Below are 17,804 nucleotides of genomic sequence, written 5' to 3'. Positions count from 1 at the left end.
AGGAACGGCGCAAGGCGAGAACGTCCGACAAAATGGGTTTGGAATGACTCTCCGCCAACCCCCAATGTTGGAGAATTTGTGCTACAAACAATCGCGCCGCGCAACTGAGTGAGATGACCAGCCCAAGCATTATAGCCAATGACCAACAAATTACTGGCAATAAAATCTTGATGCCAATTCGATCCATCGTTTGTTTCACTCATTAGAGACCTCTATGCCTGAAAGCCAATCCAGTTGAAATTTAGGCATTTGGAGCTATGCCGATGCCTAGCAATTACAACAGTAAAAATTAGAGGTCGCCTGGATTTCAGCGCGACCCCAAAGCCTCTCGATCTAAGCACTAAAATATAAGCGCGACAGGATGATAGGTGACAAAAGCAGTGGTCGATTGCTCTGGATAAAGCTGTTCGCTCTCCGTGATCGATATCCCAATGCGATCGCATCCCAATAATTGCAACTGTGGCACTTGATCCATGACCACAGGACAAGCTGGATAGCCAAAACTATACCGGGAACCCTGATACTTCTGGGCTAATACATCGCCAATGTTATCTGGCTCATTATCTCCATAGCCTAATTCCCGCCGAATCCTGGCATGACTCCATTCTGCCAAGGCTTCCGCCAACTGCACCGCCATCCCGTGGAAATAGAGATAATCCGTGTACTTGTTGTCTTGATAGAGTTCCTGTGCTTTCTGGGTGGCAATTTCTCCCATAGTGACTGCCCTGAAATACTACAGAAATTTATACGACAACTATTTGTATCGATAACATAAATATAGCCCAGTAGATTATCTCAACAGTCGGGTTGACGATCGAGAAGCTCAACCCAGGTTTTGCACACTCAGCAATTCTTGTAGAAATGAAAGTGCTCCACCTCAATTTGATGTCCTATTCTGTTGAAACGCTCCCTACGCAGCACCAATCGCAATTCCAATGGCGACACCAACACCGATGTTGTCAATCGCCACCCCGGTTCGCTCCACCCTAGATCCAGAATAGCCAAAGTTAAAGTCACAATGTTAGATGAAAGCGCTGCGTGATTTGAGGTGACTCCCCTGAAAAGATGTGGGTTTGCTGACCCAATGTCGTGTTCGAAACAGATTCATCTTTATGATGTATGGAGAGCGCAAACAGTCTGCCACTCAGTGGCCGAAACCGGTGCACATGACTACCACAGAATTCAAACTCAAGAAACACTGGCCCCTCACACTCAAAGATCTCATGCCTTGGCTGTAGAAAAGACGCAGGGTTCTCAAAAACCGAAATTCTCAGGCCTCTATCGGCAATAAAGAACACCCGACGCGCAGATAACATCCGATCCTCTGTTGAAAACGAATGCCAGTGATATTGCTGATCAGGTAGGCATTCCAAAATCCAAGAACTTCCAGTCGGAACGTGGCTCTTCTCCGAAGCCGCTTGATCGAGCACAGAATAATTACTGAGCCTCGTGTAAATTTCAGAAGCAGCCTCAAAGACTTTACCTTCTTGGTCTCGAAGCTTAAGGAACGTTTCAAAGCTTAAAATTTGCTGTTCAACAAGCGCTTCGCTGTTCGATATAACAGTTGCAACTGCAAGACTACTCATTTTAAATCAATTCCCCACGGGATCGGGTTGATGTGGTCGTAAGCATTCAGCTAAGGCACTACCTGCTGAATGCTGAGTGCTAATAGCTGATTTCTAAGTATCTATAGACTTATCGCGGTCATAACCAAGAATTATGCAGGAAATTTTCAAGACCAGTAAGCGGTCAGTGGTCAGTGGTCAGTGGTCAGCTTATTTTATTCAAAAGCACCTCAAAGTGGGACAGGCTGGAAGCCTGTGATGTAAGGCATAAGCTGATGGCTGATCACTGATCACTGATGGCTGATCACTGATGGCTGATCACTGATGGCTGATCACTGACAGCTGATAGCTGAATGCTTACATGTGGTCTATCCCAAAGTATAGAACCTATAAGGGTAGGAGAGTATCAATTGTTACTAAATTAGCTCACTCATGGCTGAAAATTTTGGCCAAAAATGAATTAAAACAGTATAATTTTGTATAAATACAAGCAAGACCATATACTAGTATTAACACATATACAAAAGTATTAATAGAATACTTTTAGTAAGTAAATTTACATGTTTTTATATACATGAGGTAAATTTAGATAATGGATAATATTGATCTGGTTAATTCAGATAAGTCAATTCGATTTACAGCAGATGGAATTGAAATGTCTCCACTTGCATACTCGCAGCTTCTGTATAAGCTTACAAAAAGCAGAAATATTGAACGTGATGTATATTCACTTGGCGGTATTATTAGTGAGTTTGAAGCCAAATTTGCTGATTTACTTGGCAAAGAGACTGCCGTTATGATGCCATCAGGAACGCTATCCAATCAAATCGCAATTCGGGAACTTGCTAATCATAAAGGAAGAGTGCTTGTCCAAAAAGAAAGTCATATCTACAATGATTCAGGTGATTGTTTACAAACGCTCAGCAGATTAAACTTAATACCACTTGCTCCTGATCAAGCTACATTTACTTTGGACGATGTGAAGCAAGTTATTGACAAAGCGAAAACAGGCAAAGTTGTAACAGAAGTGGGTGTCATTTCTATTGAAAGTCCAGTGCGAAGAAAGTACAATGAAATTTTTAACTTTGAAGAAATGAAAAAAATTTCAACTTTTGCCAAAGATCAAGGTATTAGGCTCCACTTAGATGGAGCAAGATTATTTATTGCATCCACTTTTTCTGGTATATCGCCAAAGGAGTACGCTTCTTTGTTTGATACAGTTTATGTTTCACTGTTTAAATATTTCAATGCTGGCTTTGGAGCAATATTAGCCTGTTCTAACGAGTTCGCAAAAGATTTATACCATGTACGGCGAATGTTTGGGGGTAATATATTTCAAATGTGGCCATCTGCGGTCATAGCCCTCAACTTTCTTGATACATTTATGGATGAACTGAGAATGGCTATCAAGCTAGCAGATGATTTTTTTGATTTAATCCATAAAAATCCATCTTTCAAGGTTGAGAAAATTCCCAATGGTAGTAATGTCTTTAAATTGCATGTATCTGATGTTGATTTGGATACGTTTAGGGATACGTTGGAAAAGAAAAATGTTTATCTTCCAGAGCCAGAAGCTGATAGCAATACTTTCTTGCTTAGAATCAATGTAACCTTGAATCGCATCTCTGCGGATAGACTGGCACAAATATTTATAGAATCATTACACGCTTAGAGTAAAAACGATCGATCCCGCACCTCAAAGCCCCGTACTCAAGCCTTAAAAAAAATCCCGATAAATGACCGATCGAGCATCTTTTAGTTTAGCTTGATCGGGCAAGAAATTTATCGGGCAAGAAATTTTGCAGGTTAAATCGACGATCGAGAAACCCAACCAAGGTTTTGGACACTGAGCAATTCTTGTGGAGCTGAGCATTCAGCCTAACGGCCGCTTCACTTGCCGCAGGTCAGGTGCAAGCCCTTGTTAGGCGGTTCCCTCCGATATTAGCCAACTGCAAACTCTGTAAATTTGCGTTTGTAGGGAGGTTGAAAGCAAGTCAACTTGGAAGGCTAAGGAGGATAGATAAGTTTTAATAAAAATAATTATTATCAAAAATAATCAATACTTCGGACATTTTTTGGATTGCAACGGTATAATGCGTGTTTCGCGCTGTTTCGGGGTCCAATATTACCCCAATTGCCAACGGGAGAATGCGGGTTTCAGCCGTTACCCTAAAAACTGTCCGGGACTATTGGTTAATATAACACAAAAATAAGTTATATTTAGGGCTTGCTGAATAAGTCGGAGAGAGCCAGTTTTGGGGCTACAGGGCTTGAAAATAGTAGCTTTGCAGCCGAGAATACCCTGTTGGGTCCCTTTATTTCCTGCATAGGTGCGCGGGACCGCAGGGTCGCCCTCCGCTCAGAAACGGTAGTCAGCACCCTACTAGCAGCGGCTTTTGGATGATAACTATTTTGTGCGTATCAGGGCAGCCAATGCCTTGGGCAATTTGGGCAAAACATCTAATCATGTTCTCCCTACTGTAATTGAATTGATTGAACAACACCAGGATTCAGAGTATGTGGGCAGTGGTATTGATGCCTTGTGGGATTTGGTGGTAGGACGGGAGTAGGGAACAGGGAACAGCGGATCTGGGAACAGGGAATCGGGAATCGGGAATCGGGAGTGTAATGGATCAAGAGGATAGTTTTTGTTGTAGAGCTGAAACCCTTATGTGATGGTGCTTTCGCCAGCAGCAGTCACCAGTCGGATCGTCTCAAAGGGGTGTGATGTGGGTGTATGCGATCGCATCAGCTAGAGTCAACACAGTATAGCAACTCCCGACTCCCGATTCCCGATTCCCGACTCCCGATTCCCTACTCCCTACTCCCTACTCCCTCTTCCCCAAAATGATTAACCTATTCCAGCCAAATTGGCAAGACATAGAGAAGCTAACATCGGACAATAATAATCAAATGAAGCAATTACATGTTTCACCCAGACATCGACATCAACATCAACATCAACATCAACAACTGTTGAGCTGAAGAAGGAGAATTTTCCATGAAAATTGGAGACTTAGAAAATCTACAGGAGATAAATATAAATAAATTATCTTCTGTAGAAGGTGGCATGATAGCGATCGCAGATAAACCGATCGCAGATCAAATACATATAGGCGATATTCGGATTAATCCAGATTACAAACGTCCGATTTATCCCTATTGTCCACCACCACCACCTCCACCATGTTATCCCGGTTATCCCAGACCTTTACCTGAGAAAGATACCAAGGCAATTTCGATCAGTGCGTTAAAGATTTGTCCTGTTATTCTCTAATTTTAGATTTTGGGGTAAAAGGTCAGCTGTAAGCAGTCAGCAGTCAGCAGTCAGCAGTCAGCAGTCAGCTTATTTTATAGGCTGATAGCTGAATACTTACACTATGAGCATGACTATATAAGTATACTTTATAAGTATAGTTTTGGAGCATAGTGACCTTAACCTTAAAGCTGGTAATCATCAGTTAGTTTTCGGTGCTTTTCGCCCAATACAGGGATTTTCAGATAGTAACTAATTCGCTGACCTTGCTAAGGATTTCAATTAATTGGCCTTAGCAGGGAGCGAATTTTTTTTATGACAGTTTTTAATTTAGTGAAGGAAAAACATCTGGGTTTTAGGGAGTCGGGAGTCGGGAGTCGGGAGTCGGGAGTCGGGAGCCAGGAGTCGGGAGTTGGAAGAGTGGTAAAAAATCCTGTGTACCTGATAAGTATGATAATTGCTAGTTTAGGTAAAAATTGTTAGTTAAAAGTGGTAGGTTAAAAGCCAATATGGCGACAATTAGTAAAGCAAATTTAATAAAATAAGCCTGGGATACCAAGATGATAAAGCTTGAAATCTCATCTATTCTTAGACTATCTCAAGAAGGAGACAAAATTCATGAAAATTGAGAACCTGGAAAATCTCCAGGAGATAACGATAGATAACTTATCTTCTGTTGAAGGTGGCGGCTATCTGTTTACACTAATAGATGAAGTAGAGCCTCGTATTCCTCCAAAATCGATTAATAATATTACTCGTTTTGATGAATTAGTGTTTGATATTTCTCCAAAATCGATTAATAATATTAATCTGTTATACGACAGTATTACCCTTGCCAAGGGAGTAACTCCACTACCTCGAAAATGTTATACCAATTTACCTTTACCTAATCAAGGGGAAAAGGTAATTCCGTTAAGTGAAAGGTATCGCGGCTGTCCTGCGGTTGTCTCGATTCTATAATTGTACCTCTTGGGGTAAAAGGTCAGCTATAATCGAGATCTAGTCTGGATTCAGCCAATTCACTTTGAACGGAATAATTAGGGATTGAGTTGTCAGTAATTGAAACTAGGCTCATCACTGTCTAGGTATAGTTTTGGAGGCTAGTGACCTTAACCTTACAGTTGGTAATCATCATTTTTCGGTGTTTTTCGCCCAATACAGGGATTTTCAGATAGTAACTAATTTGCTTACTTGGCCTTAGCAGGTAGCGCATTTTTTTTGTAAAAAAAAGCCAAATTGGCGATAAATAGGACACCTACGATAGCAAATTTACTAAAATAAGCATGGCATACCAAGATGGGAAAGCCTTAACTCTCATCAATGGTTAAACCCTTTCAATAAGGATACAAAATCAATGAAAATTGAGAACCTAGAAAATCTCCAGGAGATAACTATAGATACATTATCGTCTGTTGAAGGTGGCATGTTAGCGATCAGAAAACCAATAGATAAAGCAGAGCTTCGTATTGATCCAGATTACAAACGTATTCCCATTTATCCCTGTTATCCACCACCACGTCCACTACCATGTTATACCCGACCTGTACCTTTCCCTGATAAAGAGCACAAGGTAATTCCATTAAGGATCTGTCCTGTGATTCTTTAATTTTAACTCTTGGGGTAACAATTCAGCTATAATCCTGATCTAGTCTGGATTTAGCCAATTCACGTTAACGGAATAATAAGGGATCGAATTGTCAGTAATTGAAACTAGGCTCATGACTGTCTAGCTAGAATTTTGGCGTTGCTGATTCTGGGTATGGCGCACGCCCCCCTAGCCCCCCAATTCTGGGGGGAACACAACTCTCAAAGTCCCCCAGACTTGGGGGACCCACGGGGGCTTAAATAAAACCAGATGATCGCGCATTCATTCCTTAATTCAGCAACGCCAGAATTTTGGAGCCTAGTGACTTTAACCCTAAATATTGGTCAGTAGTTTTCGGTGCTTGTTGCCCCTTGCAGTAATTTTATAGAGTAACTACTTCGCTGACATTATTAAGATTTGTAATTAATTTATATTAGCAATAAGCGTATTCTTTTTTTAATAAAAAAGCCAACTTGGCGACAACAATCAAAACCAATCGCATAAACTATGGATAGCATACCAAGATGAGAAAGCTTAAAATCTCATCTATTCTTCAACTATTTCAAGAAGGAGACAAAATCAATGAAAATTGAGAACCTGGAAAATCTTCAGGAAATAAACACTGAGGAGTTTTCCTCACTCCAAGGGGGTCGGATGATCCAAGCTCCCATGGACATCAGGGACATGATAGATATCAAAGACATCGGAGATATAAAGATTGATATCCATCGGCCTATGCCTAAGCCCGAGCCTGAGCCCAAGCCTCCTATTATTGCCAAGCCTTTTCCCCTACCTCGTCCTCCCATCAACCCCTGTTATCCCCATCCCCCAATATGTGGCCCTGTACGCCCCTATTGCTATGCAATCCTCTAATCTAGTCTTCTAATCTAGATTGAGGAGATACCTTAGCTTCTGTGTCTTGATGCAGTCGCTCATGGGGTTTCCCCCATGAGCGACTGCATCAAGACGGGAGCAGGGAGCAGGGAGCAGCTAAGAGGAAAAAGGGAAGAGGGAAGAGGTAAAAAATAATATGTACCTCATAGCTATGATAAACGCTATAGTTATTTACCAGGTGTATTGTTTTAAACTTTATAGCTTCATCAGCATACCTGTCCTCAAAACTTCAGGATTGAGTCGGTTATAAAGAATACAATCAGCGTAGTAGCGTAATCGACAGCAGCAAGCATTAATCAAGTAGTTACGACCAAAAAAATCTATAAAAAAATGGACAATCAACCTTTAAGAAATAGTTTGGTCTCTACCTTTAAGTTTGCTTGGCATTACTGGTCTGAGTACCGCTACACAATTTTGTTTGTGCTGGTCTTCATGTCGTTTCATACTCTTTTGGAGGTTTTAGTACCAATTTTGACTGGAAAGTTGGTAAATGGTTTTAGCAATCCTACAGGAACGTGGACAATTCCGGCATGGATATGTGCCTATCTTGCTGGAGTCAAAGTAATATCGTACATTTGCCGACTATGTGCTTTTTACCTATGGAGTAAAACAGCTACACAAGTGATAACTAAAATTTTCACTGAAGCTTTCGATAAAGTACAGCATTTTAGTACAGAATGGCACATTAACCATTTTGCTGGCAGCCTAGTCAGAAACATTATCCGTGGTACCTTGGGTTTTGAGCAGTTTAGCAATACAGTGTGTATGTCAATTTACCCGAGTGTATTGACCAGCATTGCTTTAATAGTTGTTCTTTTTTGGAACGGATTTTGGATTGGTATTGTTGGCGTTTTGGGTTTCATAATTTTCTTTTATGCAATTAATAATTTATCAAATAACTATTTATCGCCTGCCTTTGAAGAAGTCAATCAAGTAGACAGCAGTATGAATGGTATTCTATCTGATGCCATTACATGTAACAGCCTGGTTAAAGCCTTTGCTGCCGAAGAAGATGAAAGCCTAAAATTCCGGAAAATAGCAGAGGACTGGCGCATTAAAAATCAACGTCTCTGGTGGCGAATCGAAACATTTTTTTCTGCCCAAGTTGGTTTGTTTGTGATTATGGAAGCTGTGATTGTCAGCGTTGCTATTTGGTTATGGTTTAAAGGTATCCGCACAGCTGGTGATGTAATTACGATTCTTACTAGTTTTCAGATGGCACAAGGTAAGATGAGGGAAATTAGCAATGACATCCATCATCTGCGACAATCAGTAACCGATCTCGAAGAAATTGTCAAACTCGACAAGATAGATGCAAAAATTCTAGAAAGCCCAGAGGCAGTACCTCTAGAAGTCAAGTCAGGCTCAATTGCCTTTGATCAGGTGACTTTTGGTTATAAAAATCAGACAAAGACAACATATGAGAACTTTTCGGTAACCATTGCTGGGGGTGAGAAAGTTGCTCTTGTTGGTCATTCAGGTAGTGGCAAAAGTACCTTCATTAAACTTATCCAGCGCTTATATGATGTGCAGGATGGTAAGATCACTATCGACGGTAAGAATATCTACAAGATCACCAAGCAAAGTTTACGCAGTGCGATCGCAGTAGTTCCCCAGGAACCTATCCTCTTCCATCGCTCTATCGCTGAAAATATCGGCTATGCTAAACCTAATGCGACACGGTCAGAAATTGAACAAGCTGCCCACAAAGCTTATGCTCACGACTTCATTATCAACTTGCCTGATGGCTATGATACACAGGTTGGTGAGCGTGGGGTCAAGCTTTCGGGTGGTGAACGCCAACGGGTAGCCATCGCTCGCGCCATTCTCGCCGACTGTCCAATTCTAGTCCTAGATGAGGCAACAAGCAGCCTAGATTCTGTTTCAGAAGCTTTGATTCAAAAGGCATTGGATAACCTAATGATCGGACGGACAACAATTATAATTGCCCACAGACTGTCAACTATTAAAGCAGTTGACCGCATTCTGGTTTTTTCAAAAGGGGAGATAGTTGAGGAAGGTAGCCACGAAACCTTACTTGCTAATTTGGACAGCCGTTACTACGCCCTCTATTCACTCCAGTCCGATGGTTTTATGCAAGAACCAACAACAGAATGGGACAGCGAACTTTACGAAAACGCCTATAACTGATTTGCTGATTATACGAAATACTACAGATTCATAAATTGTCCAATCTTGAGCTGATGAAAAATACTAAGTATAGGGTTTTTTAACTAGTAAATACTCCCTAGTTAACATCCGATAACTTTTTAAAAAAAACTTAATTTTTGTATAGCACTACCCATTAAAGTTAGGACATTGATACAAGCAGCAAAACCTTGTGTAGTAAACTTTTGCCTCTTGCCTCTTGCCTCTTGCCCTTGGGCGTAGCGCTATATCATTGTCCTTCTGATGCAGAACTAAATAAATATATATCCTCTGCTCCTATTTATAGTTTGCCAAATGTAATTACCGAAGATTAGATTTCCTATAAATGTGGCCCCTGGTATTCCTGTGCATCAAGGGTGCATCTCAATGCATTAAATTAGGCAAAATTCTAATAAACTTACCACACTTACCACACTTACCTTCTTTTTTACAAATATGAGATGCACCCTTTGTATTTGATATGTAAAGGGAGCAGGTCTTGGGTTGCTGAAACATTAGTACTATAGCAATTCTACGACTTGTGAGGTACAAATTTCTGGTTTTTAGGGAGCAGGGACTTCGGAGCAGGGAGCAGGGACTTCGGAGCAGGGAAGAGGGAGCAGGGAAGTCGGAAGTGGGAAGTCGGAAGTGGGAAGTCGGAAAAAATAATGTGTACCTCATGAGTCCTAGAAACGCTATATGTCCCATTAGCGGAAGCAATTACCCATGAGGGGGCTATAGATAATGTACAAATATAAATAAGTAAATGCTCCCCCTATTACCTATTACCTATTACCTATTACCTATTACCTATTACCTATTACCTATTACTTATTACCTATTACCTATTACCTATTACCTATTACCTATTACCTATTACCTATTACCCAAATCAGCGTACAAATGTTCTGCATAAGTGACATGCTCCCTTTTGCCCGCCCCCCTTCCGCGCGGCAGGGAACAGCGGTTCTGGGAAGGGAGAAGAGGGAAAAAATCCTCTGTACCTCATAAGTATTATCACCGCTATATAGTAGCTTATATTGTTAAGTATTGTAATTAATTGGTCTTAGCAAAAAGCGACTATTTTTATAAAAAAAAGCCAATTTGGCGACAACAATCTAAGCCAATCGCATAAACTATGCATAGCATACCAAGATGATAAATCTTGAAATATCATCTATTCTTAGACTATCTCAAGAAGGATACAAAATCAATGAAAATTGATAATCTGGAAAATTTCCAGGAAATAAACACTGAGGAGTTGTCCTCACTCGAAGGGGGTTCTATATTCGCAAATCCCATTGAAATCAAAAACACCGTAGAAATCACAGCAATCGAAGATATAAGGATTAGCTATCAATCCATGCCTGAGGAAAAGCCTGAGCCAGAGCCTATTCCCGACCCTATCAAGCGTTTTCCCCTACCTCGTCCGATCCACGGGTGTTATCCTATCTTGCCATACAAATGTATCCCTGGACACCCTCCTTTTTGCGCGATACCCCTCTAATGGAGTCTTCTAATCTCGATTGAGGAGATACCTTGGCTTCTGTGTCTTGATGCAGTCGCTCATGGGGGGAACCCCCGCAGTCGCTCATGGGGGAGACCCCCAAGACCGCGCTGCCTCCCCAAGACCGCGCTGCATCGCTTGTTAAAGGATAGTTAAAAAAAAGCCTCTTAGTATAAAGCCAAGGGTGTATACAAATATTGATTCATAAACCCAGGACGAAAGTCTTTCATCCAATTAAAAACTTATCAAGGGTGATTTTGAGGTTCAGAAGCGTACCTCATAAATCCAATAAATCAGCTTAAATACAATTACTGATAGTAAAAACTGTGGAAAGCGTAACTTCAAATTCAACTATAGACCAAACCCAGCCATTAATTGATGGTAAATCTAAGCAAAGTCTGACAATAAATTACCCTAAATTAGCCTGTAATGTTAATATCTATCCCGATCAGATTGTTTTTTATCGGGATGGTCAATATTTTGGTTTCGAGACTAGCGGTTTGTCAGCCGAAACGTTACAAACACTGTTTGTAATGATGGATGGTACTAGGAGTATTGAGGAGCTTCAAGAGCTTTTTGCTCCTGATAACCCGGAGGTGATTCAATCAATTTTGCAAGGCTTGGAAGAGCAGGCGTTACTGGATGATGCTACTCCGTTTAAAGTTCATTCTGGTATCGATACTCTGCTGGAATTGGAGGATTTTACCAATGACTTACTCGAAAATACTGTTGAAGGAAACCTGTTTTGGAAACCAATAACCTCTGACCCGGTGGTGCGTTACGGGAGCGGCTGTGCCAACACTGGCGACTGTGAAAATCACGGCGAGCCCGTCCCTAACGCACCCTACGGCTCTGAGCTACCGATCACTGTTTTGTATGGCTTTGGGATAGAGCATTACCATTTGTCTTGCCATCGGTGGAATTGGGACTTCCCAGTGCTGGGATGCCAAAATTATAGAAAGGTTCAACAATTAATTAATCAACTCTATAGTCAAGAATATGGGCAAGATCAGCTTTGGCTGAAGGCGTTGAATGGGATTGGTATTAGCGATCAGGATTTAAAGGATGCGATCGCACTACCGGAAACTGTGGCAATTGGGAATGCGTTGGCCTATTGGGCAAACTCCGAGCCACTGGTTTTATTGAGTACCTTAGGGGTGTTAAAACGTCAAGCATACCATCATTTAGCATCCTACCTTGCTGCCTGTGAGCGGGTTAACCTTGAGTCTGGGTTTATCGACCCAATTCGAGAATTGGTCAACAGAAATCTGACCGGAGAATCAGAAAACTTAATTCATCGCATCTTTCAAGACATTGCCCACGTTGATCAACAAACTCGGCAACGGTTAGGGGATCAAATTTACCTGTTTATTGAAATGTATAACAATTTTTACAGGGCGATTTGGAACTACTATTCATGCACAAGTGATTTGCTGCGACGAGTTTCGGCTCTGTAGAAATAGGGAGTAGGGAGTAGGGAGTAGGGAGTAGGGAGTAGCTCATAAGGGTAGGTTTTTTACTTTGACCTCAGGTGTGGGGTGTGGGGGGTGGGGTGTGGGGTGTGGGGCATAAGAAAGCGATGCAGAGGTGCGACCCGTGGCGAATTTAATAATTAGATGCGGAAAGCTCACCATTACCGACCTGCGGGGGTTTCCCCCAAGACCTCGCTGCATCGCTACTCCCTACTCCCTACTCCCTACTCCCTACTCCCTACTCTTTAAAACCTAGGACATTATCACCCAATTTAGATTCAGTTAGGAATGAAGTTATGACGTTAACTAAGAGTTTATTGAAACAGCCCCTATTTAAGAATCAAGTATGTTTAAAATTCAGTGACACTAGGGTAGAAATTCGTTATCAAAACCAAGGCTGTTCAATTACAGTAGAACCTGAAAAAAAAGAGGAGACTTATAAACTGTTCCAGTTGTTGCAGTTTGGGGGAATGTCACCAGAGGAATTGGGTCAGGAGTGTCCAGGAATTCAAGAACAGATTCCTGACTTGCTAATAGAATTAGACCGCCGTGGTATGCTAATAGAGCGGGAAGAATCAGTGACATCTGGTGGTGTTACTGGACATCAATTCTATCGGGAGTTATACCGATTCCTAAACCGTCTGAAAATGCGTTTTCCCGAGTCTCCCTACACCGTAAAGATGGTAGATGGGACGATTACTAGAGAGCAGTTGATTGGTTATAGTTTAGAATCCTATCACGTTACTCATCTTTGTCCGAGTTTGCTGGCTCCGTCTTTAGCCAATTATGAATCACCTAAGATTCGCCAACTCCTCCGGGAATTCTTTGGGTCTGAGTTGCACCATGACCGTCTGATGGAGAAATCCTTGAAGAGTGTGGGAATTTCTGGTCAGCAATTGCAACGGATGCTGCCCTTACCAATGACGTTTGCAGTCTGTTCAAGTCTAGCTGTTTTTGCTAAGCAGCATCCCCTCAGCTTCAAGGCAGCATTATTAATGTTTGAAGAACACAGTGAGGAGTTCCACGAGTTATTCAAACAGCGGTGTCAAGATTTAGATTTGCCTTCGGACTTTTATCAACCAATCTTGCTCCATGCCAAAATTAATGACGATGGAGCCCATGAAGACATTACCGAGGTTTTGTTAGCAGACGTAGCTTATGTTTCACCAGAAGACCAATTAGTGGTGAAAAAGAATATGACTGCCCTGATGGAATCTATGGTGCTACGGACTCACGAAATTTTGGATTATTATGGCAATCCACAGAACCAAATTCCTCGCTGTTTTGATAGCATAGGGGGTTAAGCGGTCAGCGGTCAGCTCTCAGCGGTCAGTGGTCAGTGGTCAGCCCTCAGTGGTCAGCGGTCAGTGGTCAGCCCTCAGCCCTCAGCCCTCAGGCTTTAGCTGATAACTGATAGCTGATAGCTAATGGCTGATAGCTGATAGCTGATAGCTGATAGCTGAGCGCTTGTTTTCTTAGTACTCAAAGGGTCCTAACGGCTCATCTTCTTCTTCAGACAGGTCGATGGGTTTGTAATCCACATAATCGCTTTGGTCTGAGTAGTTAGAGGATGTTTCCTCCCTTGGGGTGGTACGACGCTTTCTTTCCCTTGAGGCTATCTGTGAATCATAGTTTTCTGAGTCATAGTTTTCTATAGATTCACGACGAGAACGGCTAGGGCGAACGGGTCTGTCTTCTCTATCCCTGTCTAGATCTCTGTCTAGATCTCTGTCTAGATCCCGATCTAACTTAGCCTCCCAAGTGTCTACGGATCGTTCTACAGGTCGTTCCACAGATTGTTCCGAAGGACGAGAACGTCTACTACGAGATGGTCTGTCTTCCCAATCACTATCTAACTTAGCCTGCCAGGTCTCTCTAGGTCGTTCTGAAAACTGACCATTAGAACGAGGGCGGCGTTTACGCGATCGCTCTTCTAGCCTCGATTCCTCTAAACTCCCTCGACTCCTTGAACGGCGGGTTTCTACTTCATAACGCTCTGTGCGCCTTTCCCTGGAATCTGCTGTGGGCCGCAAGCGAGGGTTGGAGTATCGCTCTTCTACGGGCTCTAGTTCATCGTATTCATCATAAACATTAGCCTCTTGTGGTTCTTCCCGGTAATAGTTACGGCTAACTGGTCGCTGACGGTCTTCAAACCCAGCATCTTCCCGGGCTTTTTTAGTGGCAACGCCCCGTAACCGAAGACTTTCCACACCAAAAAATATTGCTGTACCGCTCAACAACAGCTGACTCAACTGCAAAATTGGATCGAGTCGCCATCCCTGAGTCACCAGAATAAAGCCACAAACTACCCCGACCACAGTGAAAAAGATATCATGGTCTCTGGCTAGTTCTGGACGGACCGAGCGCAGGAAATAGAGTCCTGCTCCGGCAAGCATCAAGAATATGCCCAAAAGGCTAGCTGAATTAAACCCAAAATTTACCATTGCTACTCTCCTATGGCCAGTCTTATGGTAGCGAGTTCTTGGTCTTACACTCTACTGTAACTGGAGAACAACCATTTTACTCCTGGATCAGGAGAGATTCTGAATACAAAAATTGAGCGGGTTGTGAACCCACTCAATTTCCTGCTATCAAAGCTCCGCCTTACTTCCTTGAAGGCATAGATAGTAGGGATTTTGTTATGATCTTTTGATCTTATCGCTCTGGCTAAAGATGATTAGTGCCACAGTGGCAGGAATAACCACAATGGCAGTACCCCAAAGTAAACTCCACAAAAAGTTGGCTAATGAAGGTGTCATAAAAACTCCTAGTTAATTTGTAAACTTTGTTTGTGATGCTCCTACACTTCCCAATCGGGTAAGTGCTAGATTTGATTGCTCTCCCCCATGGCACTGCCGCTCCCCTATCGGATCAGAGGTGAGGCTTGGTGAGGGATGAACCAAGAACATGATACTATTATTGAGAAACTTTACATTAAATTAACTACAATCACAACGACACCCGTAAGCCACCTACCCACCTAAGGCGGCAGGTAAGCATTGAGCTATCAGCTATCAGTTATCAGCGATTAGCGCTACGGGAACAGCTAAAGGCTGACCACTGACGGCTGACCGCTGACCGCTGACGGTGGCACCGGCAATACATTTGTGATGATTAGATTTAATAAGCTATGACTGCTGCTACGATTGCTATCTGGATTCTTGGTCCGTTACTCGGACTAATGATCTTTTTGTTTATCTTTCGCATTGTTCTGACCTGGTATCCTCAGGTAGACCTAAATCGTTTGCCATTTAATCTAGTAGCTTGGCCAACGGAACCCTTTTTAGTGCCAATGCGCAAAATTGTGCCTCCCATTGGTGGGGTTGATATTAGCCCAATTATTTGGGTAGGGATTTTCAGCCTGCTGCGGGAAATTCTTTTAGGTCAGCAGGGAATCCTCAGGATGATGATCTAGAAGGTTGAAGGTTACAGGTTGTAGGTTGTAGGTTGTAGGTTGTAGGTTGTAGGTTGTAGGTTGTAGATTACAGGGGTAATGGGTAACCATTCACTTAGCCCCAATGGTTTTAGCTTTTGCAGCGAGAAGCCCCACCCCTGAAAGTGAAACGTCAGGGTGGGACCGAGCGTATAAACGCTAGAAGTACAACAAGACGCGATCGCGTAGCGTGCGCGTAGCGCTATCGCTAATTACCAACCCATAGCACATAAGCACCTCAAGTAGAGTGACCATAGGCCAATGGCTGATCACTGAATGCTGATAGCTGATAGCTGATGGCTGAATGCTGATAGCTGAATACTTACCTACTTCTGCCCTCTGCCTTCAGCATAGCCGCCGTTCAGGTCATCATCTCCTTCTCGACAAAATTGGTATAGACCTGACCCTCAAGAAAGGCTGGTGTCTCTAGGATTTTTTGATGGAAAGTCAGGGTGGTGGTCACTCCGGTAATGGCACACTCCCTTAAGGCTCGTTTCATGCGCTGAATGGCTGCATCACGGGTGGGACCCCAAACGATTAATTTCCCAATCAGAGAGTCGTAGTAGGGGGGAATTTCGTAATCGGGGTAAACATGGGAATCCATGCGCACCCCTGGTCCTCCTGGTGGTAGGTAAGCACTAATTCGTCCTGGTTGGGGACGGAAAGCGTGGTCTGGGTCTTCGGCATTAATCCGACATTCGATGGCGTGACCTTTGAGAGTAATTTGGTCTTGGGTAAGGCTTAGTTTCTCCCCTTGAGCAATTTTAATTTGTTCGGCGATCAAGTCTAGACCGGTGATCATCTCGGTGACTGGGTGTTCTACCTGAATTCGGGTGTTCATTTCCATAAAGTAGAACTCACCAGAGGCATCTAAGAGAAACTCTACTGTACCAACTCCGACGTAATTGATGGACTTAGCGGCCATTACCGCAGCATTACCCATCTTTGCCCGCAATTCTGGGTCAAGCACTGGGCTAGGGGCTTCTTCCAGTAGCTTTTGGTGACGCCGTTGGATAGAGCAGTCTCGCTCACCCAAGTGGATTGCGTTGCCGTGACTATCAGCTAAAATTTGAATCTCGATATGGCGAGGGCGTTGAATAAATTTTTCAATATATACCCCGCCATTACCAAAGGCAGCTTGGGCTTCCCCTTGAGCGGCTTGGAAGAGTTTAATCAATTGGCTGTCATCCTGTACCAGGCGCATACCCCTTCCTCCACCACCAGCCGTGGCTTTAATCATGACAGGATAGCCAATTTGACGTGCGATCGCATGAGCTTCTTCCTCAGAGCTGACTAATCCATCACTTCCGGGCACTGTGGGCACACCCGCTCGTTGCATGGTTTCTTTGGCTGTAGATTTATCTCCCATGGCCCGGATCGCTTCTGGAGTAGGACCGATGAAAGAAATCTGATGATCAGCACAAATTTCAGCAAAACGGGCATTTTCTGATAAGAAACCATAGCCTGGATGAATGGCAGTGGCGTTGCGAGTGAGGGCTGCAGCAATAATATTAGGTATATTTAAATAACTTTTGCTGCTGGGGGGATCCCCGATACAAACCGCTTCATCTGCCAGTTGGACATTAAGAGCATGTTGGTCAATGGTCGAGTGAACGGCAACGGTGGGAATCCCCATCTCCTCACAGGTTCGGATAATCCGTAAGGCAATTTCCCCACGATTGGCAATTAAGATCTTTGAAAATTTCATAGAGTAGCTTGGCTATATAGAGTTTTTAGTTGAGATTTAAAACTAGGATTGATGGGGAAAGACAGGGAGTTTGGGGAGTGTGGGGAGGGTGGGAAGTGTGGGGAGCAACATCGTTTATAAACTATCAAGGGTTTTGTTTGGTGTTAATCCCTAATGCCTAGTGCTATCATGCCTAAATTGGGTTTACCCGTCAATTTAAGTTTGACAGCGATTTTGATAGAAATTTTATGATCTAG

Annotated in this window: 18 protein-coding genes and 1 pseudogene; 12 read left to right on the top strand and 7 right to left on the bottom strand. The window is 42.9% G+C overall.

Annotation, left to right across the window (positions count from 1 at the left end; all coding sequences use genetic code 11):
* Nucleotides 1-340: 340 nt before the first annotated feature.
* Both BJP34_RS34410 and BJP34_RS34405 read right to left on the bottom strand, forming a co-directional pair.
* Nucleotides 341-727, bottom strand: a pseudogene (locus BJP34_RS34410) (vitamin B12 dependent-methionine synthase activation domain-containing protein); the annotation flags it as partial.
* Nucleotides 728-1,013: 286 nt separating this feature from the next.
* Nucleotides 1,014-1,586, bottom strand: a complete 573-nt coding sequence (locus BJP34_RS34405) for a hypothetical protein (RefSeq protein ID WP_070396218.1) — start codon at nucleotides 1,584-1,586, stop codon at nucleotides 1,014-1,016.
* A 571-nt stretch (nucleotides 1,587-2,157) separates the two neighbouring features.
* On the opposite strand from BJP34_RS34405, the gene BJP34_RS34400 reads away from it, so the two are divergent.
* Nucleotides 2,158-3,237: a threonine aldolase family protein gene (locus tag BJP34_RS34400; protein WP_070396217.1), complete on the top strand. Its 1,080-nt coding sequence runs from the start codon at nucleotides 2,158-2,160 to the stop codon at nucleotides 3,235-3,237.
* 803 nt (nucleotides 3,238-4,040) lie between these two features.
* Here BJP34_RS34400 and BJP34_RS45235 read toward each other — a convergent pair.
* Nucleotides 4,041-4,202 carry a hypothetical protein gene (locus BJP34_RS45235; protein WP_158517643.1) on the bottom strand — a complete coding sequence of 54 codons (162 nt, stop codon included), beginning with the start codon at nucleotides 4,200-4,202 and terminating at the stop codon, nucleotides 4,041-4,043.
* A gap of 364 nt (nucleotides 4,203-4,566) precedes the next feature.
* Between BJP34_RS45235 and BJP34_RS34395 the strand changes: the two genes are divergently transcribed.
* The 6 genes from BJP34_RS34395 (at nucleotide 4,567) to BJP34_RS45230 (ending at nucleotide 9,783) form a co-directional block, all read left to right on the top strand.
* Nucleotides 4,567-4,842 (top strand): hypothetical protein, encoded by a 276-nt coding sequence (locus BJP34_RS34395; protein ID WP_070396216.1) that lies wholly within the window; start codon nucleotides 4,567-4,569, stop codon nucleotides 4,840-4,842.
* Nucleotides 4,843-5,439: 597 nt separating this feature from the next.
* Nucleotides 5,440-5,781 (top strand): hypothetical protein, encoded by a 342-nt coding sequence (locus BJP34_RS34390; protein ID WP_070396215.1) that lies wholly within the window; start codon nucleotides 5,440-5,442, stop codon nucleotides 5,779-5,781.
* 394 nt (nucleotides 5,782-6,175) lie between these two features.
* Nucleotides 6,176-6,427 (top strand): hypothetical protein, encoded by a 252-nt coding sequence (locus tag BJP34_RS34385; protein WP_070396214.1) that lies wholly within the window; start codon nucleotides 6,176-6,178, stop codon nucleotides 6,425-6,427.
* A gap of 561 nt (nucleotides 6,428-6,988) precedes the next feature.
* Nucleotides 6,989-7,279, top strand: coding sequence for a hypothetical protein (locus BJP34_RS34380; protein ID WP_070396213.1), 291 nt, complete (start codon nucleotides 6,989-6,991; stop codon nucleotides 7,277-7,279).
* 351 nt (nucleotides 7,280-7,630) lie between these two features.
* Nucleotides 7,631-9,451: an ABC transporter ATP-binding protein gene (locus tag BJP34_RS34375; protein ID WP_070396212.1), complete on the top strand. Its 1,821-nt coding sequence runs from the start codon at nucleotides 7,631-7,633 to the stop codon at nucleotides 9,449-9,451.
* Nucleotides 9,452-9,639: 188 nt separating this feature from the next.
* Complete coding sequence (locus BJP34_RS45230; RefSeq protein WP_158517642.1) at nucleotides 9,640-9,783, top strand: hypothetical protein; 144 nt, start codon at nucleotides 9,640-9,642, stop codon at nucleotides 9,781-9,783.
* Nucleotides 9,784-9,832: 49 nt separating this feature from the next.
* Here BJP34_RS45230 and BJP34_RS45225 read toward each other — a convergent pair whose 3' ends face one another.
* Nucleotides 9,833-10,129 carry a hypothetical protein gene (locus BJP34_RS45225; protein ID WP_158517641.1) on the bottom strand — a complete coding sequence of 99 codons (297 nt, stop codon included), beginning with the start codon at nucleotides 10,127-10,129 and terminating at the stop codon, nucleotides 9,833-9,835.
* Between the two features lie 532 nt (nucleotides 10,130-10,661).
* Between BJP34_RS45225 and BJP34_RS34370 the strand changes: the two genes are divergently transcribed.
* The 4 genes from BJP34_RS34370 to BJP34_RS34360 all read left to right on the top strand — a co-directional run bounded on the left by BJP34_RS34370 (nucleotide 10,662) and on the right by BJP34_RS34360 (nucleotide 13,731).
* A complete protein-coding gene (locus BJP34_RS34370) occupies nucleotides 10,662-10,955 on the top strand; it encodes a bacteriocin class II family protein (protein WP_070396211.1) in 294 nt (97 codons plus the stop codon).
* 326 nt (nucleotides 10,956-11,281) lie between these two features.
* Nucleotides 11,282-12,412, top strand: coding sequence for a hypothetical protein (locus BJP34_RS34365; protein WP_070396210.1), 1,131 nt, complete (start codon nucleotides 11,282-11,284; stop codon nucleotides 12,410-12,412).
* Between the two features lie 139 nt (nucleotides 12,413-12,551).
* Nucleotides 12,552-12,683: a hypothetical protein gene (locus BJP34_RS49830; RefSeq protein WP_267876442.1), complete on the top strand. Its 132-nt coding sequence runs from the start codon at nucleotides 12,552-12,554 to the stop codon at nucleotides 12,681-12,683.
* A gap of 40 nt (nucleotides 12,684-12,723) precedes the next feature.
* Nucleotides 12,724-13,731 carry an iron-containing redox enzyme family protein gene (locus BJP34_RS34360; RefSeq protein ID WP_070396209.1) on the top strand — a complete coding sequence of 336 codons (1,008 nt, stop codon included), beginning with the start codon at nucleotides 12,724-12,726 and terminating at the stop codon, nucleotides 13,729-13,731.
* A gap of 171 nt (nucleotides 13,732-13,902) precedes the next feature.
* On the opposite strand, the gene BJP34_RS34355 is transcribed toward BJP34_RS34360, so the two are convergent.
* On the bottom strand, nucleotides 13,903-14,871 hold the full coding sequence (locus BJP34_RS34355) for a Ycf66 family protein (RefSeq protein ID WP_070396208.1): 969 nt from the start codon (nucleotides 14,869-14,871) through the stop codon (nucleotides 13,903-13,905).
* A gap of 195 nt (nucleotides 14,872-15,066) precedes the next feature.
* Complete coding sequence (gene psbX / locus BJP34_RS38155) at nucleotides 15,067-15,186, bottom strand: photosystem II reaction center X protein (RefSeq protein ID WP_083305494.1); 120 nt, start codon at nucleotides 15,184-15,186, stop codon at nucleotides 15,067-15,069.
* A gap of 371 nt (nucleotides 15,187-15,557) precedes the next feature.
* On the opposite strand from psbX, the gene BJP34_RS34350 reads away from it, so the two are divergent.
* Nucleotides 15,558-15,842: a YggT family protein gene (locus BJP34_RS34350; protein WP_070396207.1), complete on the top strand. Its 285-nt coding sequence runs from the start codon at nucleotides 15,558-15,560 to the stop codon at nucleotides 15,840-15,842.
* A gap of 379 nt (nucleotides 15,843-16,221) precedes the next feature.
* Here BJP34_RS34350 and accC read toward each other — a convergent pair whose 3' ends face one another.
* Nucleotides 16,222-17,568, bottom strand: a complete 1,347-nt coding sequence (accC, locus tag BJP34_RS34345) for an acetyl-CoA carboxylase biotin carboxylase subunit (RefSeq protein ID WP_070396206.1) — start codon at nucleotides 17,566-17,568, stop codon at nucleotides 16,222-16,224.
* Between the last annotated feature and the right edge of the window lie 236 nt (nucleotides 17,569-17,804).

The sequence above is a fragment of the Moorena producens PAL-8-15-08-1 genome (assembly GCF_001767235.1).
GTDB classification, from domain to species: Bacteria; Cyanobacteriota; Cyanobacteriia; order Cyanobacteriales; family Coleofasciculaceae; genus Moorena; species Moorena producens_A.
The sequence above is the reverse complement of the archived record's forward strand: the minus strand, read 5'-3'. Positions and strand labels throughout refer to the sequence as shown.

Coding starts and splice junctions, on each gene's coding strand:
- BJP34_RS34405 (WP_070396218.1), bottom strand. CDS start 1,586: ATGAGTAGTCTTGCAGTTGCAACTGTTATATCGAACAGCGAAGCGCTT.
- BJP34_RS34400 (WP_070396217.1), top strand. CDS start 2,158: ATGGATAATATTGATCTGGTTAATTCAGATAAGTCAATTCGATTTACA.
- BJP34_RS34395 (WP_070396216.1), top strand. CDS start 4,567: ATGAAAATTGGAGACTTAGAAAATCTACAGGAGATAAATATAAATAAA.
- BJP34_RS34390 (WP_070396215.1), top strand. CDS start 5,440: ATGAAAATTGAGAACCTGGAAAATCTCCAGGAGATAACGATAGATAAC.
- BJP34_RS34385 (WP_070396214.1), top strand. CDS start 6,176: ATGAAAATTGAGAACCTAGAAAATCTCCAGGAGATAACTATAGATACA.
- BJP34_RS34380 (WP_070396213.1), top strand. CDS start 6,989: ATGAAAATTGAGAACCTGGAAAATCTTCAGGAAATAAACACTGAGGAG.
- BJP34_RS34375 (WP_070396212.1), top strand. CDS start 7,631: ATGGACAATCAACCTTTAAGAAATAGTTTGGTCTCTACCTTTAAGTTT.
- BJP34_RS45225 (WP_158517641.1), bottom strand. CDS start 10,129: ATGAGGTACACATTATTTTTTCCGACTTCCCACTTCCGACTTCCCACT.
- BJP34_RS34370 (WP_070396211.1), top strand. CDS start 10,662: ATGAAAATTGATAATCTGGAAAATTTCCAGGAAATAAACACTGAGGAG.
- BJP34_RS34360 (WP_070396209.1), top strand. CDS start 12,724: ATGACGTTAACTAAGAGTTTATTGAAACAGCCCCTATTTAAGAATCAA.
- BJP34_RS34355 (WP_070396208.1), bottom strand. CDS start 14,871: ATGGTAAATTTTGGGTTTAATTCAGCTAGCCTTTTGGGCATATTCTTG.
- psbX (WP_083305494.1), bottom strand. CDS start 15,186: ATGACACCTTCATTAGCCAACTTTTTGTGGAGTTTACTTTGGGGTACT.
- BJP34_RS34350 (WP_070396207.1), top strand. CDS start 15,558: ATGACTGCTGCTACGATTGCTATCTGGATTCTTGGTCCGTTACTCGGA.
- accC (WP_070396206.1), bottom strand. CDS start 17,568: ATGAAATTTTCAAAGATCTTAATTGCCAATCGTGGGGAAATTGCCTTA.